17 protein-coding genes are annotated in these 20,183 nt (G+C 73.5%); 12 read left to right on the top strand and 5 right to left on the bottom strand.

The window, feature by feature from the left end; all coding sequences use genetic code 11:
• The first annotated feature begins 172 nt into the window (after nt 1-172).
• The 7 genes from ABZ836_RS14660 to ABZ836_RS14630 all read left to right on the top strand — a co-directional run bounded on the left by ABZ836_RS14660 (nt 173) and on the right by ABZ836_RS14630 (nt 7,774).
• Nucleotides 173-1,126, top strand: a complete 954-nt coding sequence (locus tag ABZ836_RS14660; RefSeq protein ID WP_361142114.1) for a WYL domain-containing protein — start codon at nt 173-175, stop codon at nt 1,124-1,126.
• Between the two features lie 14 nt (nt 1,127-1,140).
• Complete coding sequence (locus ABZ836_RS14655) at nt 1,141-2,208, top strand: WYL domain-containing protein (RefSeq protein ID WP_356138085.1); 1,068 nt, start codon at nt 1,141-1,143, stop codon at nt 2,206-2,208.
• A 21-nt stretch (nt 2,209-2,229) separates the two neighbouring features.
• Nucleotides 2,230-2,424, top strand: a complete 195-nt coding sequence (locus ABZ836_RS14650; RefSeq protein ID WP_356138123.1) for a hypothetical protein — start codon at nt 2,230-2,232, stop codon at nt 2,422-2,424.
• A 272-nt stretch (nt 2,425-2,696) separates the two neighbouring features.
• Nucleotides 2,697-2,975, top strand: a complete 279-nt coding sequence (gene tatA / locus ABZ836_RS14645) for a Sec-independent protein translocase subunit TatA (RefSeq protein ID WP_356138083.1) — start codon at nt 2,697-2,699, stop codon at nt 2,973-2,975.
• 94 nt (nt 2,976-3,069) lie between these two features.
• Nucleotides 3,070-3,972, top strand: coding sequence for a twin-arginine translocase subunit TatC (gene tatC / locus ABZ836_RS14640; protein ID WP_356138081.1), 903 nt, complete (start codon nt 3,070-3,072; stop codon nt 3,970-3,972).
• Nucleotides 3,973-4,013: 41 nt separating this feature from the next.
• On the top strand, nt 4,014-4,907 hold the full coding sequence (locus ABZ836_RS14635; RefSeq protein WP_361142111.1) for a diacylglycerol kinase: 894 nt from the start codon (nt 4,014-4,016) through the stop codon (nt 4,905-4,907).
• A gap of 59 nt (nt 4,908-4,966) precedes the next feature.
• Nucleotides 4,967-7,774, top strand: coding sequence for a DEAD/DEAH box helicase (locus ABZ836_RS14630; protein ID WP_356138077.1), 2,808 nt, complete (start codon nt 4,967-4,969; stop codon nt 7,772-7,774).
• Between the two features lie 72 nt (nt 7,775-7,846).
• Here ABZ836_RS14630 and ABZ836_RS14625 read toward each other — a convergent pair whose 3' ends face one another.
• The 3 genes from ABZ836_RS14625 to ABZ836_RS14615 all read right to left on the bottom strand — a co-directional run bounded on the left by ABZ836_RS14625 (nt 7,847) and on the right by ABZ836_RS14615 (nt 10,811).
• On the bottom strand, nt 7,847-8,770 hold the full coding sequence (locus tag ABZ836_RS14625) for an RluA family pseudouridine synthase (protein WP_356138075.1): 924 nt from the start codon (nt 8,768-8,770) through the stop codon (nt 7,847-7,849).
• Between the two features lie 139 nt (nt 8,771-8,909).
• Nucleotides 8,910-9,779 carry a siderophore-interacting protein gene (locus ABZ836_RS14620; RefSeq protein ID WP_356138073.1) on the bottom strand — a complete coding sequence of 290 codons (870 nt, stop codon included), beginning with the start codon at nt 9,777-9,779 and terminating at the stop codon, nt 8,910-8,912.
• A 126-nt stretch (nt 9,780-9,905) separates the two neighbouring features.
• A complete protein-coding gene (locus ABZ836_RS14615; protein WP_356138121.1) occupies nt 9,906-10,811 on the bottom strand; it encodes a 5'-3' exonuclease in 906 nt (301 codons plus the stop codon).
• Between the two features lie 201 nt (nt 10,812-11,012).
• Here ABZ836_RS14615 and ABZ836_RS14610 point away from each other — a divergent pair, with 201 nt between their 5' ends.
• From ABZ836_RS14610 to ABZ836_RS14600, 3 genes are all read left to right on the top strand, one after another.
• Nucleotides 11,013-12,098 (top strand): betaine/proline/choline family ABC transporter ATP-binding protein, encoded by a 1,086-nt coding sequence (locus ABZ836_RS14610; protein WP_361142108.1) that lies wholly within the window; start codon nt 11,013-11,015, stop codon nt 12,096-12,098.
• Entirely contained in the window at nt 12,098-14,716 is a 2,619-nt protein-coding gene (locus tag ABZ836_RS14605; RefSeq protein ID WP_361142106.1) for an ABC transporter permease/substrate binding protein, read from the top strand. Before ABZ836_RS14610 ends, ABZ836_RS14605 begins: the two co-directional genes overlap by 1 nt.
• A gap of 270 nt (nt 14,717-14,986) precedes the next feature.
• Nucleotides 14,987-15,616, top strand: a complete 630-nt coding sequence (locus ABZ836_RS14600) for an XRE family transcriptional regulator (RefSeq protein ID WP_361142104.1) — start codon at nt 14,987-14,989, stop codon at nt 15,614-15,616.
• Between the two features lie 16 nt (nt 15,617-15,632).
• On the opposite strand, the gene ABZ836_RS14595 is transcribed toward ABZ836_RS14600, so the two are convergent.
• Nucleotides 15,633-16,805: a C4-dicarboxylate ABC transporter gene (locus tag ABZ836_RS14595; protein ID WP_361142102.1), complete on the bottom strand. Its 1,173-nt coding sequence runs from the start codon at nt 16,803-16,805 to the stop codon at nt 15,633-15,635.
• 70 nt (nt 16,806-16,875) lie between these two features.
• Between ABZ836_RS14595 and ABZ836_RS14590 the strand changes: the two genes are divergently transcribed.
• A complete protein-coding gene (locus ABZ836_RS14590; protein WP_361142100.1) occupies nt 16,876-17,847 on the top strand; it encodes a LysR family transcriptional regulator in 972 nt (323 codons plus the stop codon).
• 9 nt (nt 17,848-17,856) lie between these two features.
• On the opposite strand, the gene ABZ836_RS14585 is transcribed toward ABZ836_RS14590, so the two are convergent.
• Nucleotides 17,857-18,555 carry a gamma-glutamyl-gamma-aminobutyrate hydrolase family protein gene (locus ABZ836_RS14585; RefSeq protein ID WP_356138061.1) on the bottom strand — a complete coding sequence of 233 codons (699 nt, stop codon included), beginning with the start codon at nt 18,553-18,555 and terminating at the stop codon, nt 17,857-17,859.
• A gap of 259 nt (nt 18,556-18,814) precedes the next feature.
• On the opposite strand from ABZ836_RS14585, the gene ABZ836_RS14580 reads away from it, so the two are divergent.
• On the top strand, nt 18,815-20,179 hold the full coding sequence (locus ABZ836_RS14580; RefSeq protein WP_361142098.1) for a glutamine synthetase family protein: 1,365 nt from the start codon (nt 18,815-18,817) through the stop codon (nt 20,177-20,179).
• Nucleotides 20,180-20,183: the final 4 nt, after the last annotated feature.

The raw sequence follows: 20,183 nt of genomic DNA, 5'->3' as shown, positions 1-20,183 counted from the left end.
CTTCTCCCCCGGCCCCCCCCCCCGCGCGTCTGCCCCCCCCCTAACCCCCCCGGGGGGGGGGGCGCGGGCGCCCCCCCCCGCCCCCCCCCCCACCCCTCGGCTTTCCCCCCGGCCCTCCGAAACGGTACGGTCGGCCGTCGGAAGTGTGTGAGGGAGAGGGCGTAGGGCGTCGATGGCGATTGCCAAGGCAGAGCGGCTGATGAACCTGGCACTGTGCCTGCTGGGCACCCGGCGGCCGCTCAGCAAGCGGGAGCTCCGCGCCTCCCTGGAGGCCTACCTGGAGGCCTCCACCGACGAGGCGTTCAACCGCATGTTCGAGCGGGACAAGGACGACCTGCGGGAGCTCGGACTGGTCATCGAGACCGTCGAGAACCTCGACGGCGAGATCGGCTACCTCGCCCGCCACGACTCCAACCAGCTGCCGCCCATCACCCTGGACGCCGAGGAGGCCGCCGCCCTGGGCCTGGCCGCCAGCGTCTGGCAGCAGGCCCGGCTGGCCGGCGCGGCCAGCGGCGCCCTGCAGAAGCTGCGCGCGGCCGGACTGCCCGAGGACGTGGACCCCTACGCGGCCCACGGCGCCCTCGAACCGCGCATCCCGGTCCACGAGGCCGCGTTCGAGCCGCTGATGCTGGCCTGCCGCGACCGCCGCCCGGTCGTCTTCGACTACCGCAAGGCCACCGCCGTCGCCCCCGAGACCCGTCAGGTCGAGCCCTGGGCGCTGGAGTGCTGGCGCGGACACTGGTACCTGGCCGGCTGGGACCGCGACCGCGGCGCCGAGCGGGTCTTCCGGCTCTCCCGCATCACCGGCAAGGTCCGCGCCCGCGCGGGCGCCTTCACCGCCGAGGTCCCCGACGTGGTCGGCATCCGCGAGACGGTCGCCCGCTGGGCCGGCGAGAGCGCCGACCGGTCCGCCCTGATCCGGCTGCGCACCGGCTGCGGCTACCCGCTGCGCGCCCGCGCCACCGCCGTCCGCCCGCTCGGCGACGGCTGGGACGAGGTGGAGATCCCTTACGGCCACGGGCTCGACGCCCTGCTGGTCGAGTTCGGGCCCGACGTGGTGGCACTGGAGCCGGCCGAACTGCGGGCCGACGTGATCGACCGGCTGCGCGCCGTGGCCAAGGGCTGAGGGGGAACAGCAGCATGACGACCAGCCGGGGCAGCCGCCCCGCCAACGCCATCGACCAGACCCGGCGGATGCTCTCCCTGGTCACCTACCTCAGGGAGCGCCCCGGCGCCCGGGTCGCCGACGTGGCCCGCGCCTTCGGCGTCAGCGGGGACGAGCTGATCGCCGACCTGGAACTGCTGCCCATGTGCGGGACCAGCTTCCGCGGCGGCGACCTGCTCGACATCGACACCGACGGCGAGCGCATCTGGTGGCACAACCCCGCCGCGCTCGCCGCCGAGGCCGCCCAGCCGCTGCGGCTGGCCTCCGACGAGGCCACCGCGCTGCTGGTCGCCGCCCGCGCCGTGGCGACGCTGCCCGGCCTGCGCGAGGGCGACCGGCAGGCGCTGCTGCGGGCCACCGCCAAGGTGGAGGCGGCGGCCGGCGAGACCGCCGAGGCCAGCTCCCGGCTCTCGGTGACCTTCGAGTCCGAGGGCGGCGTCTTCGCCGACGTCGACCGGGCCATCTCCGAGGGCCGCCGGCTGTGGATCCGCTACTGGTCCCCGGCCCGCGACGAGGTGACCGAGCGGGAGATCGACCCGATCCGCCTGGTCAGCGTCGGTCACACCTACGTCGAGGCCTGGTGCCGCCGCTCCGAGGCCCGCCGCACCTTCCGCCTGGACCGGGTCGCCGAGATCCGCATCCTCGACGAGCCCTCCGAGCCGCCCCGGATCGAGCCGCGCGACCTGTCCGCCGGACTGGTCCAGCCCTCCGCCGACGACCCCGAGGTCGTGGTCGAGGTCGGCCCGGCCGGGCGCTGGGTCGCCGAGTACTACCCCCACGAGGGCGCCGAGGAACTGCCCGACGGCGGCCTGCGGATCACCATCCGCACGCCCGCCCCGGAGTCCCTGCGCCGCCTGGCGCTGCGGCTCGGCCCCGACGGGCGGATCGTCGCCCCCGCCGAACTGGCCGGGAGCGCCCGGGACGCCGCCCGCGAGGCGCTGGCCGCGTACGGGGAGGGCGGCCTGTTCGAGGCCGCCGCCCCGGTGTGCCCCGCCGCTCCGGCGGACCCGGCCGGCGCGGGCGCCGCCCCGGCCGGAGCGTAGGCTCGTCCCATGTCCGGTGCGATGTTCTGGGCGATGCTCGCCGTCGCCCTCGGTTTCCTGGGGCTCACCGTCCTCGCCTTCTTCGCCGTGCGGGTCTTCGTGGAGGCCCGGCGGCTCGGTGCGCAGGTGGAGGACTCCGCCCGGCGCATCGGCGGCGCCGCCGCCGACCTGGAGGAGGCGGCGGAACGGACGGCCAGGGCGGCGAGGACCCTCTGAAGCCCTCACCTGCGAGGAGCCGTGGCCGGATGCGCGCGGTGCGGCGGGGAGGCGCGGTGGGCGGGCTGCGTGAGTCTGTTCGAGCGAGGGCGGGGGCGGGTACGCTGCTGTCTCGCGGGCCGGAAACGAGGCATCGGCTCGTGTGACCGGGAGTACGCCCCGGGGACGCCCGTCGTTCATCCCCGGACGTTACGATCGCTGGCGGAGGCCGGACTGCTGTCCGCTCCGACAGCCAAACACCCCCAGTGGCCTCGGTGAGAAGGTAAAGACTTATGGGACGGCTCGGACCTACCGAGATCATTCTGATCCTCGTCGTCATCCTGCTGCTGTTCGGCGCCAAGAAGCTGCCCGACATGGCGCGGTCCCTCGGCAAGTCGGCCCGGATCCTCAAGAGCGAGGCCAAGGCCATGAAGGACGAGGGCAAGAAGGACGAGGCGGCCCCCGCGGGCCCGCCCTCGGACGAGCCCGCGCAGCGCGTCATCCAGGCCGCTCCCGGTGACGTGACGACCTCGCGCCCGGTGAACGAGCCGACCGACACGACCAAGCGCTGACGTCCGGGCCGGACTCCTTCCGGCCTGCCGCACGAGATGAGGATGTGGGTTGCTCAGGTCTGCCCGCAAACAGGAGAAGGACCCTGAGGGGCGGATGCCCCTGACGGAGCACCTTCGGGAACTCCGCAGCCGGTTGTCCAAGGCGGTCGTCGCGATCGTCGCCGTGACGATCGGCGCGGTGTTCTTCAGCGAACAGCTGATGGACTTCCTCGCGGCTCCGGTGCCCATCTGCGAAGGCGGATTCGCGCAGAGCAAGGGCGGCAACTGCGCGGTGCTGTCGTTCAACACGCTCGCGTCGCCCTTCACCGTGACGGTCAAGGTCAGCCTCATGGCGGGCCTGATCATCGCCAGCCCGGTCTGGCTGTACCAGCTATGGGCCTTCGTGGCCCCGGGTCTGCACCAGCACGAGCGGAAGTACACGTACACCTTCGTGGCCGCCGCCGTGCCGCTGTTCGTGGGCGGCGCCTGGCTCGCGTACGTGGTGCTGCCGGTCAGCGTCAAGGTGCTGCTGAGCCTCACGCCCGACGTGGCGTCCAACATGCTGACGCTGGACGACGTCCTGGACTTCACCGTCCGGATGGTGCTGATCTTCGGTCTCGCCTTCGAGCTGCCGCTCCTGCTGATCATGCTCAACATGGTCGGCGTGGTCACCGGCAGGCGGATGGCCGGCTGGTGGCGCGGTGTGGTGATGGGCGTCTTCGTCTTCGGCGCGATCGCGACCCCCACCACCGACCCGGTCGGCATGCTCGCGCTCTCCGGCCCGATCGTGGTGCTGTTCTTCCTGGCGGTCGGCTTCTCGCTCCTCAACGACAGGCGACGGGCGCGCAAGAACAAGGACGCCGCCCTCTCCGACGACGAGGCGTCCCAGCTGGACCTGACACCGGAGAGCATCGACGAGGTGCAGCCGGTCGCGGCCGCGCCGATGCTGCCGGAGCAGGCGGGCGGCGGGCGCGCGGAACTGCCGGGCAAGGTCAACGGTTACGACGACGTGACCTGACCGGGCTCCCCCCGGGGCCGCGGACCTCGTAGGGTGCCGCCGTGACCAGCGACATCACCCTCTTCGTCAACCCCACCGCGGGCCGCGGCCGGGGCGCCCACGCGGCGCAGCCGACCGCTTCGGCGTTGCGGGACGCCGGGTTCTCCGTGCGCACCGTCCTCGGCCTGGACGCCGACGACGCGCTGGTCCGGGCCCGCGAGGCCGTGGCCGCCGGCACCGGGGCCCTGGTCGCCGTCGGCGGCGACGGCCTGGTCCACCTCGCCCTCCAGGCGGTGGCCGGCACCGGCACCCCGCTCGGCGTGGTGGCCGTCGGCACCGGCAACGACTTCGCCGGCGCGCTGGGCCTCCCGCAGCGCGACCCGGCCGCCGCGGCCCGGCGGATCGCCCGGGACCTCAAGGAGTCCCGGCTCACCGACGTCGACCTGGGCCGGGCGAACGGGCGCTGGTTCGGCACCGTGATCGCCACCGGCTTCGACTCGCGGGTCAACGACCGGGGGAACCGGATGAGGCTGCCGGTCGGCCGCTTCCGCTACGACCTGGCGATCCTCGCCGAACTCGCCGCCTTCCGCCCCCTGGCGTACCGGATGACGCTGGACGGGGGCGCGACCCGTGACGTCGAGGCGACGCTGATCGCGGTCGGCAACGGCTCCTCCTACGGCGGCGGGATGCGGATCTGCCCCGGGGCGGATCCGCGGGACGGGCTCTTCGACGTGACCGTGGTCGGCGGCTGCGGCCGGAGCACCCTGCTGAAGGTCTTCCCGCAGGTGTACAAGGGCACCCACGTCGACCACCCGGTGGTCACCACCCACCGGGCGGCCCGGATCGAGCTGGTCGCCCAGGACCTGACCGCCTACGCCGACGGCGAGCGCCTCGGCCCGCTGCCGGTCACCGCCGAGTGCGTCCGCGGCGCCGTGCGGGTGGCGGGGGCGGGCTGACCGCGCGCCCGCAAAAGATCGTTCGGTTGTCGGCGCCGACGGGTACGCTCGAACGTACGATGACAGAGGATCTCTCCCCCGCCGAACGGTACGCGGCAGCCCGCAGGCGCGCCGCGGAGCAGGCCACCGCACTCGGCACGTTCCGCGAGATGTACGACTTCGGCCTCGATCCGTTCCAGATAGAGGCCTGCAAGGCGCTGGAGGCGGGCAAGGGCGTGCTGGTGGCCGCCCCCACGGGCTCCGGCAAGACGATCGTCGGCGAGTTCGCCGTCCACCTGGCCCTGAACCAGGGCAAGAAGTGCTTCTACACCACGCCCATCAAGGCGCTCTCCAACCAGAAGTACTCCGACCTGTGCCGCCGCTACGGCGCCGACAAGGTCGGTCTGCTCACCGGTGACAACAGCGTCAACTCCGACGCCCCCGTGGTCGTGATGACGACCGAGGTGCTGCGGAACATGCTCTACGCGGGCTCGCAGACCCTGCTGGGGCTCGGCTACGTGGTGATGGACGAGGTCCACTACCTCTCCGACCGGTTCCGGGGCGCGGTCTGGGAGGAAGTGATCATCCACCTCCCCGAGTCCGTCACCCTGGTCTCGCTCTCCGCCACGGTCTCCAACGCCGAGGAGTTCGGCGACTGGCTGGACACCGTGCGCGGCGACACCCAGGTGATCGTCTCCGAGCACCGCCCCGTGCCGCTGTTCCAGCACGTGCTCGCCGGGCGCCGGATGTACGACCTGTTCGAGGAGGCCGAGGGCCAGAAGAAGGCCGTCAACCCGGACCTGACGCGGATGGCCCGCCTGGAGGCCAGCCGTCCGTCGTTCCAGGAGCGCCGCCGCGGCAAGATGATCCGCGAGGCCGACCGGGAGCGGGAGCGCCGCCAGCGCTCCCGGATCTGGACGCCCGGCCGCGCCGAGGTCATCGAGCGGCTCGACGCCGAGGGCCTGCTCCCGGCGATCACCTTCATCTTCAGCCGGGCCGGCTGCGAGGCCGCCGTCCAGCAGTGCCTCCACGCCGGGCTGCGGCTCAACGACGAGGACGCCCGCGAGAAGGTCCGCGCCCTGGTGGAGGAGCGCACCGCCTCCATCCCGACGGAGGACCTCCACGTCCTCGGCTACTACGAGTGGCTGGAAGGCCTCGAGCGCGGCATCGCCGCACACCACGCGGGCATGCTGCCGACCTTCAAGGAGGTCGTCGAGGAACTCTTCGTGCGCGGCCTGGTCAAGGCGGTCTTCGCCACCGAGACGCTGGCGCTGGGCATCAACATGCCCGCCCGCTCCGTGGTGCTGGAGAAGCTGGTCAAGTGGAACGGCGAGACCCACGCCGACATCACCCCCGGCGAGTACACCCAGCTCACCGGCCGGGCCGGCCGGCGCGGCATCGACATCGAGGGCCACGCCGTGGTGCTGTGGCAGCGCGGGATGAACCCGGAGCACCTCGCCGGTCTCGCGGGCACCCGCACCTATCCGCTGCGGTCCAGCTTCAAGCCCTCGTACAACATGGCCGTGAACCTGGTCGAGCAGTTCGGGCGGCACCGTTCGCGGGAGCTGCTGGAGACCTCGTTCGCCCAGTTCCAGGCCGACAAGTCGGTGGTCGGCATCTCGCGCCAGGTCCAGAAGAACGAGGAGGGGCTGGAGGGCTACAAGGAGGCCATGACCTGCCACCTCGGCGACTTCGAGGAGTACGCGCGGCTGCGCCGTGAGCTCAAGGACCGGGAGAACGAGCTCGCGAGGCAGGGCGCCAACGTGCGCCGTGCCGAGGCCGCCGCCTCCTTGGAGAAGCTGAAGCCCGGCGACATCATCCACGTGCCGACCGGCAAGTACGCGGGGCTCGCGCTGGTCCTCGATCCCGGTCTGCCCGCAGGCCGCACCAACGGCCACCGCGGCTTCGAGCGGCACGACGGGCCGCGCCCGCTGGTGCTCACCGCCGAACGCCAGGTCAAGCGACTGGCCGACATGGACTTCCCGGTGCCGGTGGAGGCGCTGGACCGGATGCGGATCCCCCGGTCGTTCAACGCGCGCTCCCCGCAGTCCCGTCGCGACCTGGCCTCCGCGCTGCGGACCAAGGCCGGTCACATCGCGCCCGAGCGGCACCGCAGGCGCCGCGCCGAGGCAGCCGACGACCGCGAGATCAAGCGGCTGCGCACCGCGCTGCGGGCGCACCCCTGCCACGGCTGCGACCAGCGCGAGGACCACGCCCGGTGGGCCGAGCGCTACCACCGGCTGCTGCGCGACACCTCGCAGCTGGAGCGGCGCATCGAGGGGCGGACCAACACCATCGCCCGGACCTTCGACCGGATCGTCGCCCTGCTGACCGAGCTGGACTACCTGCGCGGCAACGAGGTCACCGAGCACGGCAAGCGGCTGGCCCGCCTCTACGGCGAGCTGGACCTGCTGGCCAGCGAGTGCCTGCGGGCCGGTGTCTGGGAGGACCTGAAACCGGCCGAGCTCGCGGCCTGCGTCTCGGCGCTGGTCTACGAGTCCCGGTCCGGGGACGACGCGATGGCGCCCAAGGTGCCCTCCGGCAAGGCCAAGGCGGCGCTGGACGAGACGGTCCGCATCTGGGGGCGGCTGGACGCGCTGGAGGAGGAGTTCCGCATCCGGCAGACCGAGGGCGTGGGCCAGCGGCAGCCGGACCTCGGCTTCGCCTGGGCGGCCTACATGTGGGCCTCCGACAAGGGGCTGGACGAGGTGCTCCGGGAGGCCGAGATGCCGGCCGGCGACTTCGTCCGCTGGTGCAAGCAGGTCATCGACGTGCTCGGCCAGATCGCCGCTGCGGCCCCCTCCGAGGGGTCCACGGTGCCCAGGGCTGCCCGCAAGGCCGTCGACGGCCTGCTGCGGGGCGTGGTGGCCTACTCCTCGGTGGGGTAGACGGGCGCCGGGGCGGACGATCTTCCGCGGCGGGCGCCGGGTCGGCGGGCGCCGGGTCAGGGCGGGCGCGGGTCAGGAGGGGAAGCCCTCCAGCTCGCGCCCGCTGCGGAAGGTGTGGCGCACGCCGGTCACCGGGTCGGTGAAGCCCAGGGCGCGGGCCAGCAGCTGGAGCGGCCGGGAGAAGTCCCCGGGCGCGGCCGGCGGCAGCACCTCGGGGTACAGCGGGTCGCCGAGGATGGGCACGCCCAGCGAGCAGAGGTGGACGCGCAACTGGTGCGTCCGGCCGGTGTGCGGGAGCAGCCGGTACCGGGCCAGGCCGCCGCGCCGCTCCAGCAGCTCCACCCGGCTGACCGCGTTGGCCTCGCCCTCCACCTCGCGGGCGGTCAGCGATCCCCGCTCCTTCACCATCCTGCTGCGCACCACCCGCGGCAGCTCCAGCGCGGGGTCGAACGGAGCGATCGCCTCGTACTCCTTGGTGACCCGCCGGTCCCGGAAGAGCGACTGGTAGGCGCCCCGCTCCTCGGGCCGCACGGTGAACAGGACCAGGCCGGCGGTCTGCCGGTCCAGCCGGTGCGCGGCCGTCAGGGCGGGGATGCCGAGGTCACGCCGCAGCCGGGCCAGCGCCGTCTCGGCGACATGGCCGCCGCGCGGGGTGGTGGCCAGGAAGTGCGGCTTGTCGGCGACCACGATGTGCTCGTCCCGGTACACGACCTCGACGGGGAACGGCACCGGTTCCTCGTCGGGCAGGTCGCGGTGGAACCACACGCACAGCCCCGCCCGGTAGGGCGTCGCGGGATCCACCGGGCGGCCGTCCGCGCCGACGATCTCCCCGGCGGCGAACATCGCGTCGAGCAGTGCGGGACCGGCCGCCAGCCGGGCCCTCAGATGCTCGCCGACCGTCGCCCCCGGGCCTCCCGCGGGAAGCCGGAGCCGCACCGCGTCGACACCGTCGCGCTGCGGCAGGGGGGAGGGCGGGGCGGAGGCTCGGCGGGGCATCGGCGTTCGGGTTTCGTGGTGCGGCGGCGGAGGCGGAGCGGGCGGCGGTGGGGGGTCGGTGTCCGGCGGCGGGACGTCCGGCCGGGCGGGGCGTCGGGCCGGGCGGGGCGTCGGGCCGGGCGGGGCGTCGGGCCGGGCGTCAGGCGGCCGCGGGGGAGAGCACCGGGGCGTCCGCGGGGGCGCCCTCCTGCTCCGCCTCGACGGCGGCGTTCCACTCCGGCTTCGCGGCCTGCCAGCGGTCCTCGGTGTGGCCCAGACGCCAGTAGCCGGAGACCGAGAGGTCCTCGCGGGGGACCTGGCGCTCGACGCGCAGCAGCCGGCGCAGGTCGCGCACGAAGCCCGCCTCGCCGTGCACGAAGGCGTGCACGCGGCCCTCGGGCCACACCAGCGACTCGACGGCCGGGACCAGCAGCGAGCCCACCGGCGCGTCACCGCGGTGCAGCCAGACGATCTTGGCGTCGCAGTCGACCGGCTGCTCGTCCTCGGGACCGGCGACCTCCACGAACGCGTGGACCTCGGCGCCCTCCGGCAGTGCCTCCAGGGCGGCGGCGATGGCCGGCAGCGCGCTCTCGTCACCGGCCAGCAGGTGCCAGTCGGCCGCCGGGTCCGGGGCATAGGCGCCGCCGGGGCCCAGCATGACGAGGGTGTCGCCGGGCCGCGCGCGCAGGGCCCAGGGGCCGGCCAGGCCCTCGTCGCCGTGGACCACGAAGTCCACGGTCAGCTCGCGCGCCGCGGGGTCCCAGGCGCGCACCGTGTAGGTACGGGTGACCGGCCACTGCTCGCGGGGGAACTCCTCGCGGATCCGGGCCATGCTGAAGGGCTCGGGGTACTCGACGCCGTCGGCGGGGAAGACCAGCTTGACGTAGTGGTCCGTGCACGTCCCGGCCTCGAACGCCGCCAGGCCGTCGCCGCCGAAGACCACCCGCTGCATGTGCGGAGTGAGCCGCTCGGTGCGGATCACCCGCCCGACGTGCGGCTGAGGAGTCTTGCGGACCGGGCGCGCTGCCATGACGGGCCTCCCTGCTAGTTAGCTTAGGCTCCCCTAAGCTAACACCGAATCACGGTCGATGACCTTGTGCGGCGGTAAAGTTTCGCCGCGTTTCCCGGCTCGTCCCCGGCGGGGAGGCCGTCGCCGTCACCCCTCCAGCGTGGTGAGGAGGCGCTGCAGCGAGCCGCCCAGGTTCCACCGCGCGGCGAGGGCCCGGACCGTCTCGGGGTCGCGCGGCGCCCTGGGCAGCGCCACCTCCACCTCGGGCAGCGGCACGTCCGAGGCCACCCGCACCACCTTCGGGGCCACCGCCAGGTACGGACGCGACTCGTCCAGGCGGCGGCGCTGCGCCGGAGTGAGCCCGGAGGCGGGGTCGTCCACCGCGGCCACGATCCCGGCCAGGTCGCCGAACCTCTCCAGCAGTTTGGCCGCGGTCTTCTCGCCGATGCCCGGGACGCCCGGCAGGCCGTCGCTGGGGTCGCCGCGCAGCAGCGCCAGGTCGGCGTAGCCGCCACCGTCCACGCCGTACTTCTCCCGCAGGGCCGCCGCGTCCATGATCTGCGGGTTGCCGACGCCCTTCACCGGATAGAGCACGCGGATCCCCCGGGCGTCGTCCACCAGCTGGAACAGGTCGCGGTCACCGGTGACGATGTCCACCGGGCCGGTCGCGCGCGCGGTGAAGGTGCCGATGACGTCGTCGGCCTCGTACCCGGCCACGCCGACCCGGGCGATGCCCAGGGCGTCCAGCACGGCCTCGATCACCGGGACCTGCGGCGAGAGGGTGTCCGGGACCACCTCGGTGTCGGGGCCCTGGGCGGTCTCCTCGGCCACCCGGTGGGCCTTGTAGGAGGGGATCAGCTCCACCCGCCAGGCCGGCCGCCAGTCCGCGTCCATGCAGGCCACCAGCGCGTCGGGGCGGTGGTCCTTCACCAGGCGGTCGATGAAGTCCAGCAGGCCGCGCACGGCGTTCACCGGCATGCCGTCCGGCGCCTTCACCGATTCGGGGACGCCGAAGTAGGCGCGGAAGTAGAGGGAGGCGGTGTCGAGAAGCATCAGTCGTCCGGTCACGCCTCGCCATCTTGCCGTACCGGTGGTTGGGCCATGTCTCGGGCGGGACACGAATGTAAGCGTGCCGTGAAGGCGGCTTGAACAAGCGTTTGCCTTGGACGGGGTCGGGCAGGCACGGCTCTTGACCCGACCCGTTGCACATGCCAATGGACCTCCGATGTCGGGTGGTAGGACGAAGGGCTGAACGTGTCATCCAGGTTGCGGGCCGAGCACGTCTACAAGGTGTTCGGCAGAAGACCCGAGCAAGCGGTGGAGCGACTGCGCAAAGGCGCCGATCGTGAAGAGCTGAGGACCGACGGCGTCACCGCCGCCGTGATCGACGCCTCGTTCGCGGTGGAACCCGGCGAGATCTTCGTGGTCATGGGACTCTCCGGATCCGGCAAGTCCACGCTGCTGCGCATGCTCAACGGGCTCCTGGAGCCCACCACCGGAACCGTGAGCTTCGACGGGCAGGATCTGGCCGCGCTGAGCGCCGCCGAGCTGCGCACCCTGCGCTCACGCCGGATCAGCATGGTCTTCCAGCACTTCGCGCTCTTCCCCCACCGCACCGTGGTGCAGAACGCCGCCTACGGCCTGGAGGTCCAGGGCGTGCCGCGCGCCGAGCGGGAGCGGCGCGCCACCGAGGCGCTCGCGCTGTGCGGGCTGGAGGGCTGGGAGACGTCCTGGCCCGACGAGCTCTCCGGCGGCATGCGCCAGCGCGTCGGCCTGGCCCGCGCGCTGGCCACCGACGCCGACCTGCTGCTGATGGACGAGTCGTTCAGCGCCCTGGACCCGCTGATCCGCCGTGAGATGCAGGACCAGCTCCTGGACCTGCAGAAGACCCTCCACAAGACCATCGTCTTCATCACCCACGACCTCAACGAGGCGATGCGCCTCGGCGACCGGATCGCCGTGATGCGGGACGGCGAGATCGTGCAGATCGGCACCGCCGAGGACATCCTGGTCCGCCCGGAGGGCGAGTACGTCGCCTCCTTCATCCGGGACGTGGACCGCTCCAAGGTGCTCACCGCGGCCTCCGTGATGGACACCGCCCCGCGCAGCGACGCGGCCGACTGCAGCTGCCCCACCGCCACGCCCGACACCCCGGTCGAGGAACTCTGCGCGCTCGGCGCCCGGTCCGGCCACCCGGTCGCCGTGCTCGACGAGGACGGCGGGCTGGTCGGCTCGGTCTCCCTGGAGCGGCTGGCCGGCGTGATCGGCGACATCCCCCAGGACGCGGAGGCGGTCGCCTGCGACGCCGGCAGCGGTGACCCGAAGGGGGTGGCCGCCTGATGCCGCGCATCAGCTTCGGCCAGTGGGTCGACGCGGGGGTCGACTGGCTCCGCGAGAACGTCGCCTGGTTCTTCGACTTCTGCAAGGCCGTCTTCCTCGGCGCCTTCGACGGCATCAACGCGGTCCTCCAGGCTCCCGAGCCGCTGATCCTGGCCGGCATCCTCGCCGTCGTCGCCTGGCGCCTGCGCGGCCTCGCGGCCGGTGTCCTCTCCTTCCTGGGCTTCGCCTTCATCGACGCCCTGGGCCTGTGGTCCGACTCCATGATCACGCTGGCGCTGCTCCTGGTGGCGACCGTGATCGCCCTGGTGATCGGCGTGCCGCTCGGCATCTGGGCCGCCCGCTCGGACCGGGTGAGCGCCGTGGTCCGGCCGGTGCTGGACTTCATGCAGACCACCCCGGCGATGATCTACCTGATCCCGGCGATGCTCTTCTTCGGCACCGGCGCCCCGGCGGGCGTCGTCGCCACCCTGATCTTCGCCCTGGCGCCCGGCGTCCGGATGACCGAGCTGGGCATCCGCCAGGTCGACCCGGAGCTCGTCGAGGCGGCCGAGGCCTTCGGCACCACGCGCCGCAACATCCTGCTCCGCGTCCAGCTCCCGCTGGCCCTGCCCACCGTGATGGCGGGCGTCAACCAGGTGATCATGCTGGGCCTCTCCATGGCGGCCATCGCCGGCATGGTCGGCACCGGCGGCCTCGGCGGCGCCGTGAACTCCGCCATCGGGCAGCTCGACGTGGGCCTCGGCGCGGAGGCCGGCATCTCCATCGTGATCCTGGCCGTCTACCTGGACCGGATGACCGGCGCGCTGGGCCGCGAGGTCTCCCCGCTGGGCCGTCGCGCCGCCGCCGCGGTCCGCGCGACCGGCTACGCGCGGTTCCTCGGCCACCGTCCGCGCCCGGTCGTCGCCGGGGTCGGCGTGGTCGTGCTCGCGATGGTCGCCGGTCTGCTGGGCGTCTTCGGCGGCACCGCCGCCGGACCCGCGACCGCGGACGACCCCGGCAACGTCGGCAAGGGCGAGAAGATCACCATCGGCTACGTCACCTGGGAGGAGGCCGTCGCCTCCACCTTCGTCTGGAAGAACATCCTGGAGCAGCGCGGCTTCGAGGTGGAGACCCAGCAGTACGAGGTGGCCCCGCTCTACACCGCGCTGGCCAACGGCGACATCGACTTCCAGACCGACGCCTGGCTGCCCACCACCTCCGGCCCCTTCCTGGAGAAGCACGGCGGCAAGGTCGAGCGCCTGGGCGCCTGGTACGGCCCGACCTCGCTGGAGCTCGCCGTCCCCGCCTACATGGACGGCATCGACTCCATGGAGGACCTCAAGGGCCGCGCCGACGAGTTCGACGGCAGGATCACCGGCATCGAGCCCAGCGCCGGCGAGATGGCCCTGCTGAAGGACAAGGTGCTGGACGCCTACGGCCTGGAGGGCGAGTACCAGGTCCAGGCCAGCTCCACGCCCGCGATGCTCACCGAGCTCAAGCGCGCCTACGAGGCGAAGGAACCGATCGTGGTGACGCTCTGGTCGCCGCACTGGGCGTACAACGACTACGACCTCAAGAAGATCAAGGACCCCAAGGGCGTCTGGGGCAAGGGCGACAAGATCTACACCCTGGCCCGTGACGGCTTCTCCGGCGAGAACCCGGTCGTCGCCGACTGGCTGCGCGACTTCCGGATGGACGAGAAGCAGCTCACCGGCCTCGAGGCGGAGATCAACGCGGCGGGCAAGGGCAACCACGACAAGGCCGTGAAGGACTGGCTGAAGAAGCACCCCGAACTCGTCGACGAGTGGGCGCCGCTGCCGGGCGGATCCGGGGGCGGCAAGGAGACCGAGCACCCGCTGGAGGTCGCCTGGTTCCCGTGGGAGGAGGACATCGCGATCACCTACCTGTGGAAGCACGTCCTCGAGGAACGCGGCTACACGATGAACCTCAAGCAGATGGACGTCGGCCCGGTCTACACCGGCCTGGCGGGCGGGGACATCGACCTCAACTTCGACGCCTGGCTGCCGCACGCCCAGGGCAACTTCTGGGAGAAGAGCAAGGACGACCTCGTCGACCTCGGCAGCTGGTACGAACCCACCTCGCTGGAGATCGCGGTGCCGTCCTACGTCGAGGGCATCGACTCCATGGAGGACCTGAAGGGCCGCGCCGACGAGTTCGACGGCAGGATCGTCGGCATCGAGCCCGGCACCGGCCAGATGAGCCTGCTGAAGAAGGACGTGCTGCCGGCCTACGGGCTCGAGGAGGAGTACGAGGTCGTCGACAGCTCCACACCGGCCATGCTCACCGAACTCAAGCGCGCCTACGCGGAGAAGAAGCCCGTCGCGGTCACCCTGTGGTCCCCGCACTGGTCCTACGACGAGTACGAGCTCACCAAGGTCAAGGATCCGAAGGGGGCCTGGGGCGAGGGAAACAAGATCCACACCATCGCCGCGAAGGACTTCCCGGAGCAGTACCCGCGGCTCGCCGGCTGGATCAAGGGCTTCCGTATGACCGAGAAGGAACTGGCCTCCCTGGAGGCCGAGATCGTCCGCAGGGGACAGGGCAAGGAGCCCGAGGCCGTCGCCGCCTGGCTCGAGGAGCACCCCGACGTGCCGAAGCGGATGACCTCCGGCACCTGACGGCTCCCGGCCGGAAGCCTCCTCGTGCACAGGGAGGATTCGAACGGCCACGTAGTGCTACGCTCCCACCCCGGTTGCCCTCGCGGCCGGGGTGGGAGTCCGTTCGTACCGGACCGTCGCGCCGCGGACGCGGGACGTGACGGTCCGTCGAGTTCCGTTTGGCCGGAGGGCCGGGGGTCAAGGAAGTCCGGAGAAGGACTTCCCGCACCATGGAGTTACGCGCGGGCCGTCCCGGCGCGCGCCGACACAGCGAGGGAGGGAGCCGGAGCGATGGGCGACCACAAGGAACAGCCCCTGCGGGTGGGGGCGGCCGTCCGGCGGCGCCGCCGCGCGCTGGAGCTCACCCTCGCCGCGGTGGCCGAGCGGAGCGGCCTGTCCGTGCCGTTCCTCAGTCAGATCGAGAACGAGCGGGCGCGGCCCAGCCAACGGTCCCTGGAGAAGGTCGCCGACGCGCTGCGCACCACGGCGGTGGAGCTGCTGGCCGCGGCCGACCCGGCCTGCAGCGTGGACGTGGTGCGGGGCGAGGGCTTCGGCGACGACTCCCGCGGCGGCGCGTCCGGCACCGGGCCGCACACCGGCGACGCGACCCTGGGACCGGCCGGGGCGGAGGTGCGGACCCGGACCCTGGTGCGCGGACACCACCAGATGCACGCCACCGAGTTCAGCGGGGAGTACGACGCGGGGCGGGAGTTCCAGCACCGCAACGACGAGCTGATGTACGTCGCCGACGGGGCGGTGGAGGTCGAGGCCGAGGGCCGCGCCTACCGGCTCGGGCGCGGTGACACCCTGTACCTCACCGGCGGGGTCCGGCACCGGTGGCGGGCCACCGAGCCGGGGACGCGGGTGGTGGTGGTCGCGGTGGCCGAGCACATCGAGGCCACGCAGGACCGGGCGCGCTGACGCCTCCCCGCGGTCGCTACACCGTGACCGGCGGCGGGACCTGGCCCGTGGGCGTGGGCGTGGGCGTGGGCGCGGACGCGGGCGGGGGCACGGGCTCGCGCGGCGGCGCGGGGCCTACGGGTGGCGCGGGAGGGGCGAGGAGACGGCCCCGGAGCAGGCCCCGGACCGTGTGGAAGGCCGCGGCGGCCCAGGCCGTGACCAGGGCCGCGAAGAGGAGCACCGCGAGGGCGTCGAACACGGCCAGCCCGGTCCGAAGCCCGAGCGCCGTCGCGCCGGTGACGCAGGTGCCCACCGGGAAGGTGAACGCCCACCAGGTCATCGCGAACCCCATCCCGGCGCGCACCGCCCGCACCAGCAGCGCGGTGGCCAGGGCCAGCCAGAGCAGGGCGAAGCCGGTCACCGGCACGCCGTAGAGCACCGCAACCGCCTCCAGCGCCCCGGCGAACGGACCCGGCACGGTGCCCGGCGCGGCCACCGCGAAGTTCCCCACGGCGGTCGTGGACTGGCCCAGCGGGCCGAGGACCAGGAACAGCGTCGGGGTGAGGGCGAGCGGCAGCGGCCCCGCGGTGAGCAGACGGGCGACCACGGCCGGCAGGACCACCAGCACCGCCAGCAGACTGAGACCGAACAGCGCCAGGCACAGGACCAGCAGGGTCTGCCGGGCGGCGCCCCCGGGCAGGTGCGGGACCAACTGCGGGCCGAGCGCGGCCGAGACCATCGGCGCGACCAGGGGCAGCAGCCAGGCGGGCGCCGCGTCCGCCGCGGACGGGCGGTGGCGCACGATCATCAGGTACGGCACCGCGACGGCCGCGACCAGCCCGGCCACCGTGCCGGCCGTGAACAGCGTGAGGCCCACGGCGACGGCGGCGGGCAGCCCGATCCAGTCCCGCCCGACCGCGAGCGCGCCGCCGCCGACCGCCAGCAGCGCCATCGCCGCGCAGCCGTAGAACGGGGCGACGGCCGGGTCCAGCAGGTGACGGAGGGCCTGGTCGCGGTGGTGGCGCCAGTGGAGCGCGCGGGCGGCCAGCAGGACCGCCAGCATCAGCGCGGAGAGCGCCCACACGGCGGTCCACAGCGTCCGCGGCACCCACGGGCCGAGCGGCAGACCGGCTCCCGCCGTGCCGACCACGGCGGTCCCCATGACGGACGCGTACCAGTTGGGGCCGAGATGACGTACCGCGCGGATCATGTCCCCATCGTCCGCGGGGGCGGTCCGGACCGGGAGAGGCATCCTCCCTATGGGGGCATAAGCTGAGGTTATGAGCAGCTCCGACGATCATCACGCCGTCGCGTCCCCGGCCTCCGGGGCCGGCCACGCGGCGGCATCGGACGTCCCCGGATCGCTGGCCCACCGGGTGCCGGACCTCGGGGCGCTGGAGCTGCTGCTGGCGGTGGCGCGGCTGGGGAGCCTGGGCCGGGCCGCCCGGGAGCTGGGAATCTCGCAGCCGGCGGCCAGCAGCCGGGTGCGGTCCATGGAACGCCACCTGGGGCTGGCCCTGGTCGACCGCTCGCCGCGCGGGTCGCGGCTCACCGACACCGGGCAACTGGTCGCGGACTGGGCCCGCAAGGTCGTGGAGGCCGCGGCGGCGTTCGACGCCGGCACACGGGCCCTGCAGGACCGGCGCGACTCGCGGCTGCGGGTGGCGGCGAGCATGACGATCGCCGAGTACCTGCTGCCGGGCTGGTTGATCGCGCTCAGCGAGCGGCGGCCCGGCACGGCGGTGTCGCTGCACGCCGGGAACTCGGCGGAGGTGGCGCGCCGCGTCCGCTCCGGCGAGGCGGACCTCGGGTTCGTCGAAGGGCTCTCCGTGCCGGAAGGGCTGGACTCGGCGGTGGTCGCCCACGACCTGCTGCTGGTGGTCGTCGCCCCCGGCCACCCCTGGGCGCGGCGCCGGCGACCGGTGCCGGGGGAGGAGCTGGCCGGCACCCCGCTGATCCTGCGGGAGGAGGGGTCCGGGACGCGGCAGGTCCTCGAGGACGCCCTGGGCGGGGTGGCCCGCCCGCTGATCGAACTGTCCTCCACCACGGCGGTGAAGTCGGCGGCGGTCGGCGGCGCGGGACCGGCCGTGGTCAGTGAACTGGCGGTCGCCGAGGAGGTCGCGGCCCGGCGTCTGGTCCCGGTGACCCTCGACCCGGAGGTCCGCCTCCGCCGGGACCTCCGCGCCGTCTGGCCCGTCGGCCACCGCCCGGTGGGACCGGCCAGGGAACTGCTCTCCCTGACCCGCGTCTGAGGCCCCCGCTCACGCCCGGACGCGCGCCGCCGAGCCGACCAGGGCACTCAGCAGGCGGAGGTCGGTGCACATCTCGGGGTGCCACTGGACGCCCATGACCCAGTCGGCGCCGGGGCGTTCGACGGCCTCGACCGTCCCGTCGGAGACGGCCCGCGCCGAGACGACCAGGCCCGCCCCCAGCCGCTCCACCGCCTGGTGGTGGTAGGTCGGCACCGACGTCACCTCCGGCACCAGCTCGGCGTACCGCGTCCCGGCCACCGGCATCACCTCGTGCCGCCCGAACACCCCCGGCGCCTCCGCGTGGCCGTCCACGTGCTGCGTCAGCGTGCCCCCCAGGGCGACGTTGAGCAGCTGCATCCCCCGGCACACCCCCAGCAGCGGCACCCGCGCCCGGAGCGCCGCGTGGATCAGCGCCAGCTCCCACGCGTCCCGCTCGGGCGCCGGCGGCCCGGTGCGCGGGTCCCGCCGCGCGCCGTAGTGGGAGGGGTCGACGTCCGGCCCGCCCGCGACGAGCAGCCCGTCCAGGCGTGCCACCGCCTCCGCCGCCCGCCCGGGCACGTCCGGCGGCAGCAGCAGCGCGATCCCGCCCGCCCGCTGCACCAGCCGGTGGTAGCCGGACGGCAGCAGCGCCGCGTCCAGCTCCCAGGAGCCCCACCGCACCCCCGCCTCCAGGTAGGTGCTGAGCCCGATCAGCGGACGCTCGGACATGCGGCTGCCTCTCTCCCTGGTTCCGCCGGCGCGGCCCCGGTGGTGCCGCGCCGGCCGGGTCCCGCCCTTCCGGCCGGTCCTGCCGCACACCCTGATCGCTCCGGCCCGCCTTTTCAACCGGAACACCACCGGTCACGGTCGGCGGCGGCGGCCCCAGGAGTCCCGCCGCGCCCCCTTCCCTCGCCCGCTCCGCACGCCCTACGTTATGGATTCCGGCAGGCCGCAGGGCCTGTGCGCGAGCCCGAAGGAGGACCACCCCGTGGCCGACCGCACACCCCCGCTCGGTGTGGACGAACTCAAGGCCCTGGTGACGGCCGGGGAGATCGACACCGTCGTCCTCGCCTTCACCGACATGCAGGGGCGGTTGCAGGGCAAGCGGTTCGCCGCCCGGTTCTTCCTCGACGAGGTGCTCGACCACGGCACCGAGGGCTGCAACTACCTGCTCGCCGTGGACACCGAGATGAACACCGTCGACGGGTACGCCATGTCCTCCTGGGACCACGGCTACGGCGACTTCGCCATGTACCCCGACGTCAGCACCCTGCGCCGGATCCCCTGGCACCCCGGCACCGCCCTGCTCACCGCCGACCTCGCCTGGGCCGACGGCAGCCCGGTGGCCGCCGCGCCCCGCCAGATCCTGCGCCGCCAGCTCGACCGGCTGGCCGCCCACGGACTCACCGCCAGGGCCGGCACCGAGCTGGAGTTCATCGTCTTCAAGGACACCTACGAGCAGGCCTGGGACGCCGGCTACCGCGGCCTCACCCCCGCCAACCAGTACAACGTCGACTACTCGGTCCTCGGCACCGGCCGGATGGAACCCCTGCTGCGCCGCATCCGCAACGAGATGGCCGCCGCCGGGATGACCGTGGAGTCCGCCAAGGGGGAGTGCAACCCCGGCCAGCACGAGATCGCGTTCCGCTACGACGAGGCGCTGACCACCTGCGACCAGCACGCCCTCTACAAGACCGGCGCCAAGGAGATCGCCTCCCAGGAAGGCGTCTCCCTCACCTTCATGGCCAAGTACAACGAGCGCGAGGGCAACTCCTGCCACGTGCACCTGTCGCTCTGGGACGGCGACGGGCGCAGCGTGATGTCCGGCGACGGCGAGCACGGCATGTCCGACACCATGCGGCACTTCCTGGCCGGACAGCTCGCCGCGCTGCGGGAGTTCACGCTGCTGTACGCGCCCAACATCAACTCCTACAAGCGGTTCCAGCCCGGCTCCTTCGCGCCCACCGCCGTCGCCTGGGGCCAGGACAACCGCACCTGCGCGCTGCGCGTCGTCGGCCACGGGCAGTCGCTGCGGTTCGAGAACCGGCTGCCCGGCGGCGACGTCAACCCCTACCTGGCGCTGGCCGGGATGGTCGCGGCCGGACTGCACGGCATCGAGCGCAAGCTGGAACTCCCCGACGCCTGCCCGGGCAACGCCTACGCCGCCGGGTACCCGCGGGTGCCCGGCACCCTGCGGGACGCGGCCGACCTCTGGGAGCACAGCGACCTGGCCCGCGCCGCCTTCGGCGACGAGGTGGTCGACCACTACCTGAACATGGCCCGTGTCGAGGTCGCCGCCTTCGACGCCGCCGTCACCGACTGGGAGCTGCGCCGCTCCTTCGAACGACTGTGAGACC

Source organism: Streptomyces sp. NPDC047130 (genome assembly GCF_040643475.1).
Classification (GTDB): Bacteria; Actinomycetota; Actinomycetes; order Streptomycetales; family Streptomycetaceae; genus Streptomyces.
The sequence above is the reverse complement of the archived record's forward strand: the minus strand, read 5'-3'. Positions and strand labels throughout refer to the sequence as shown.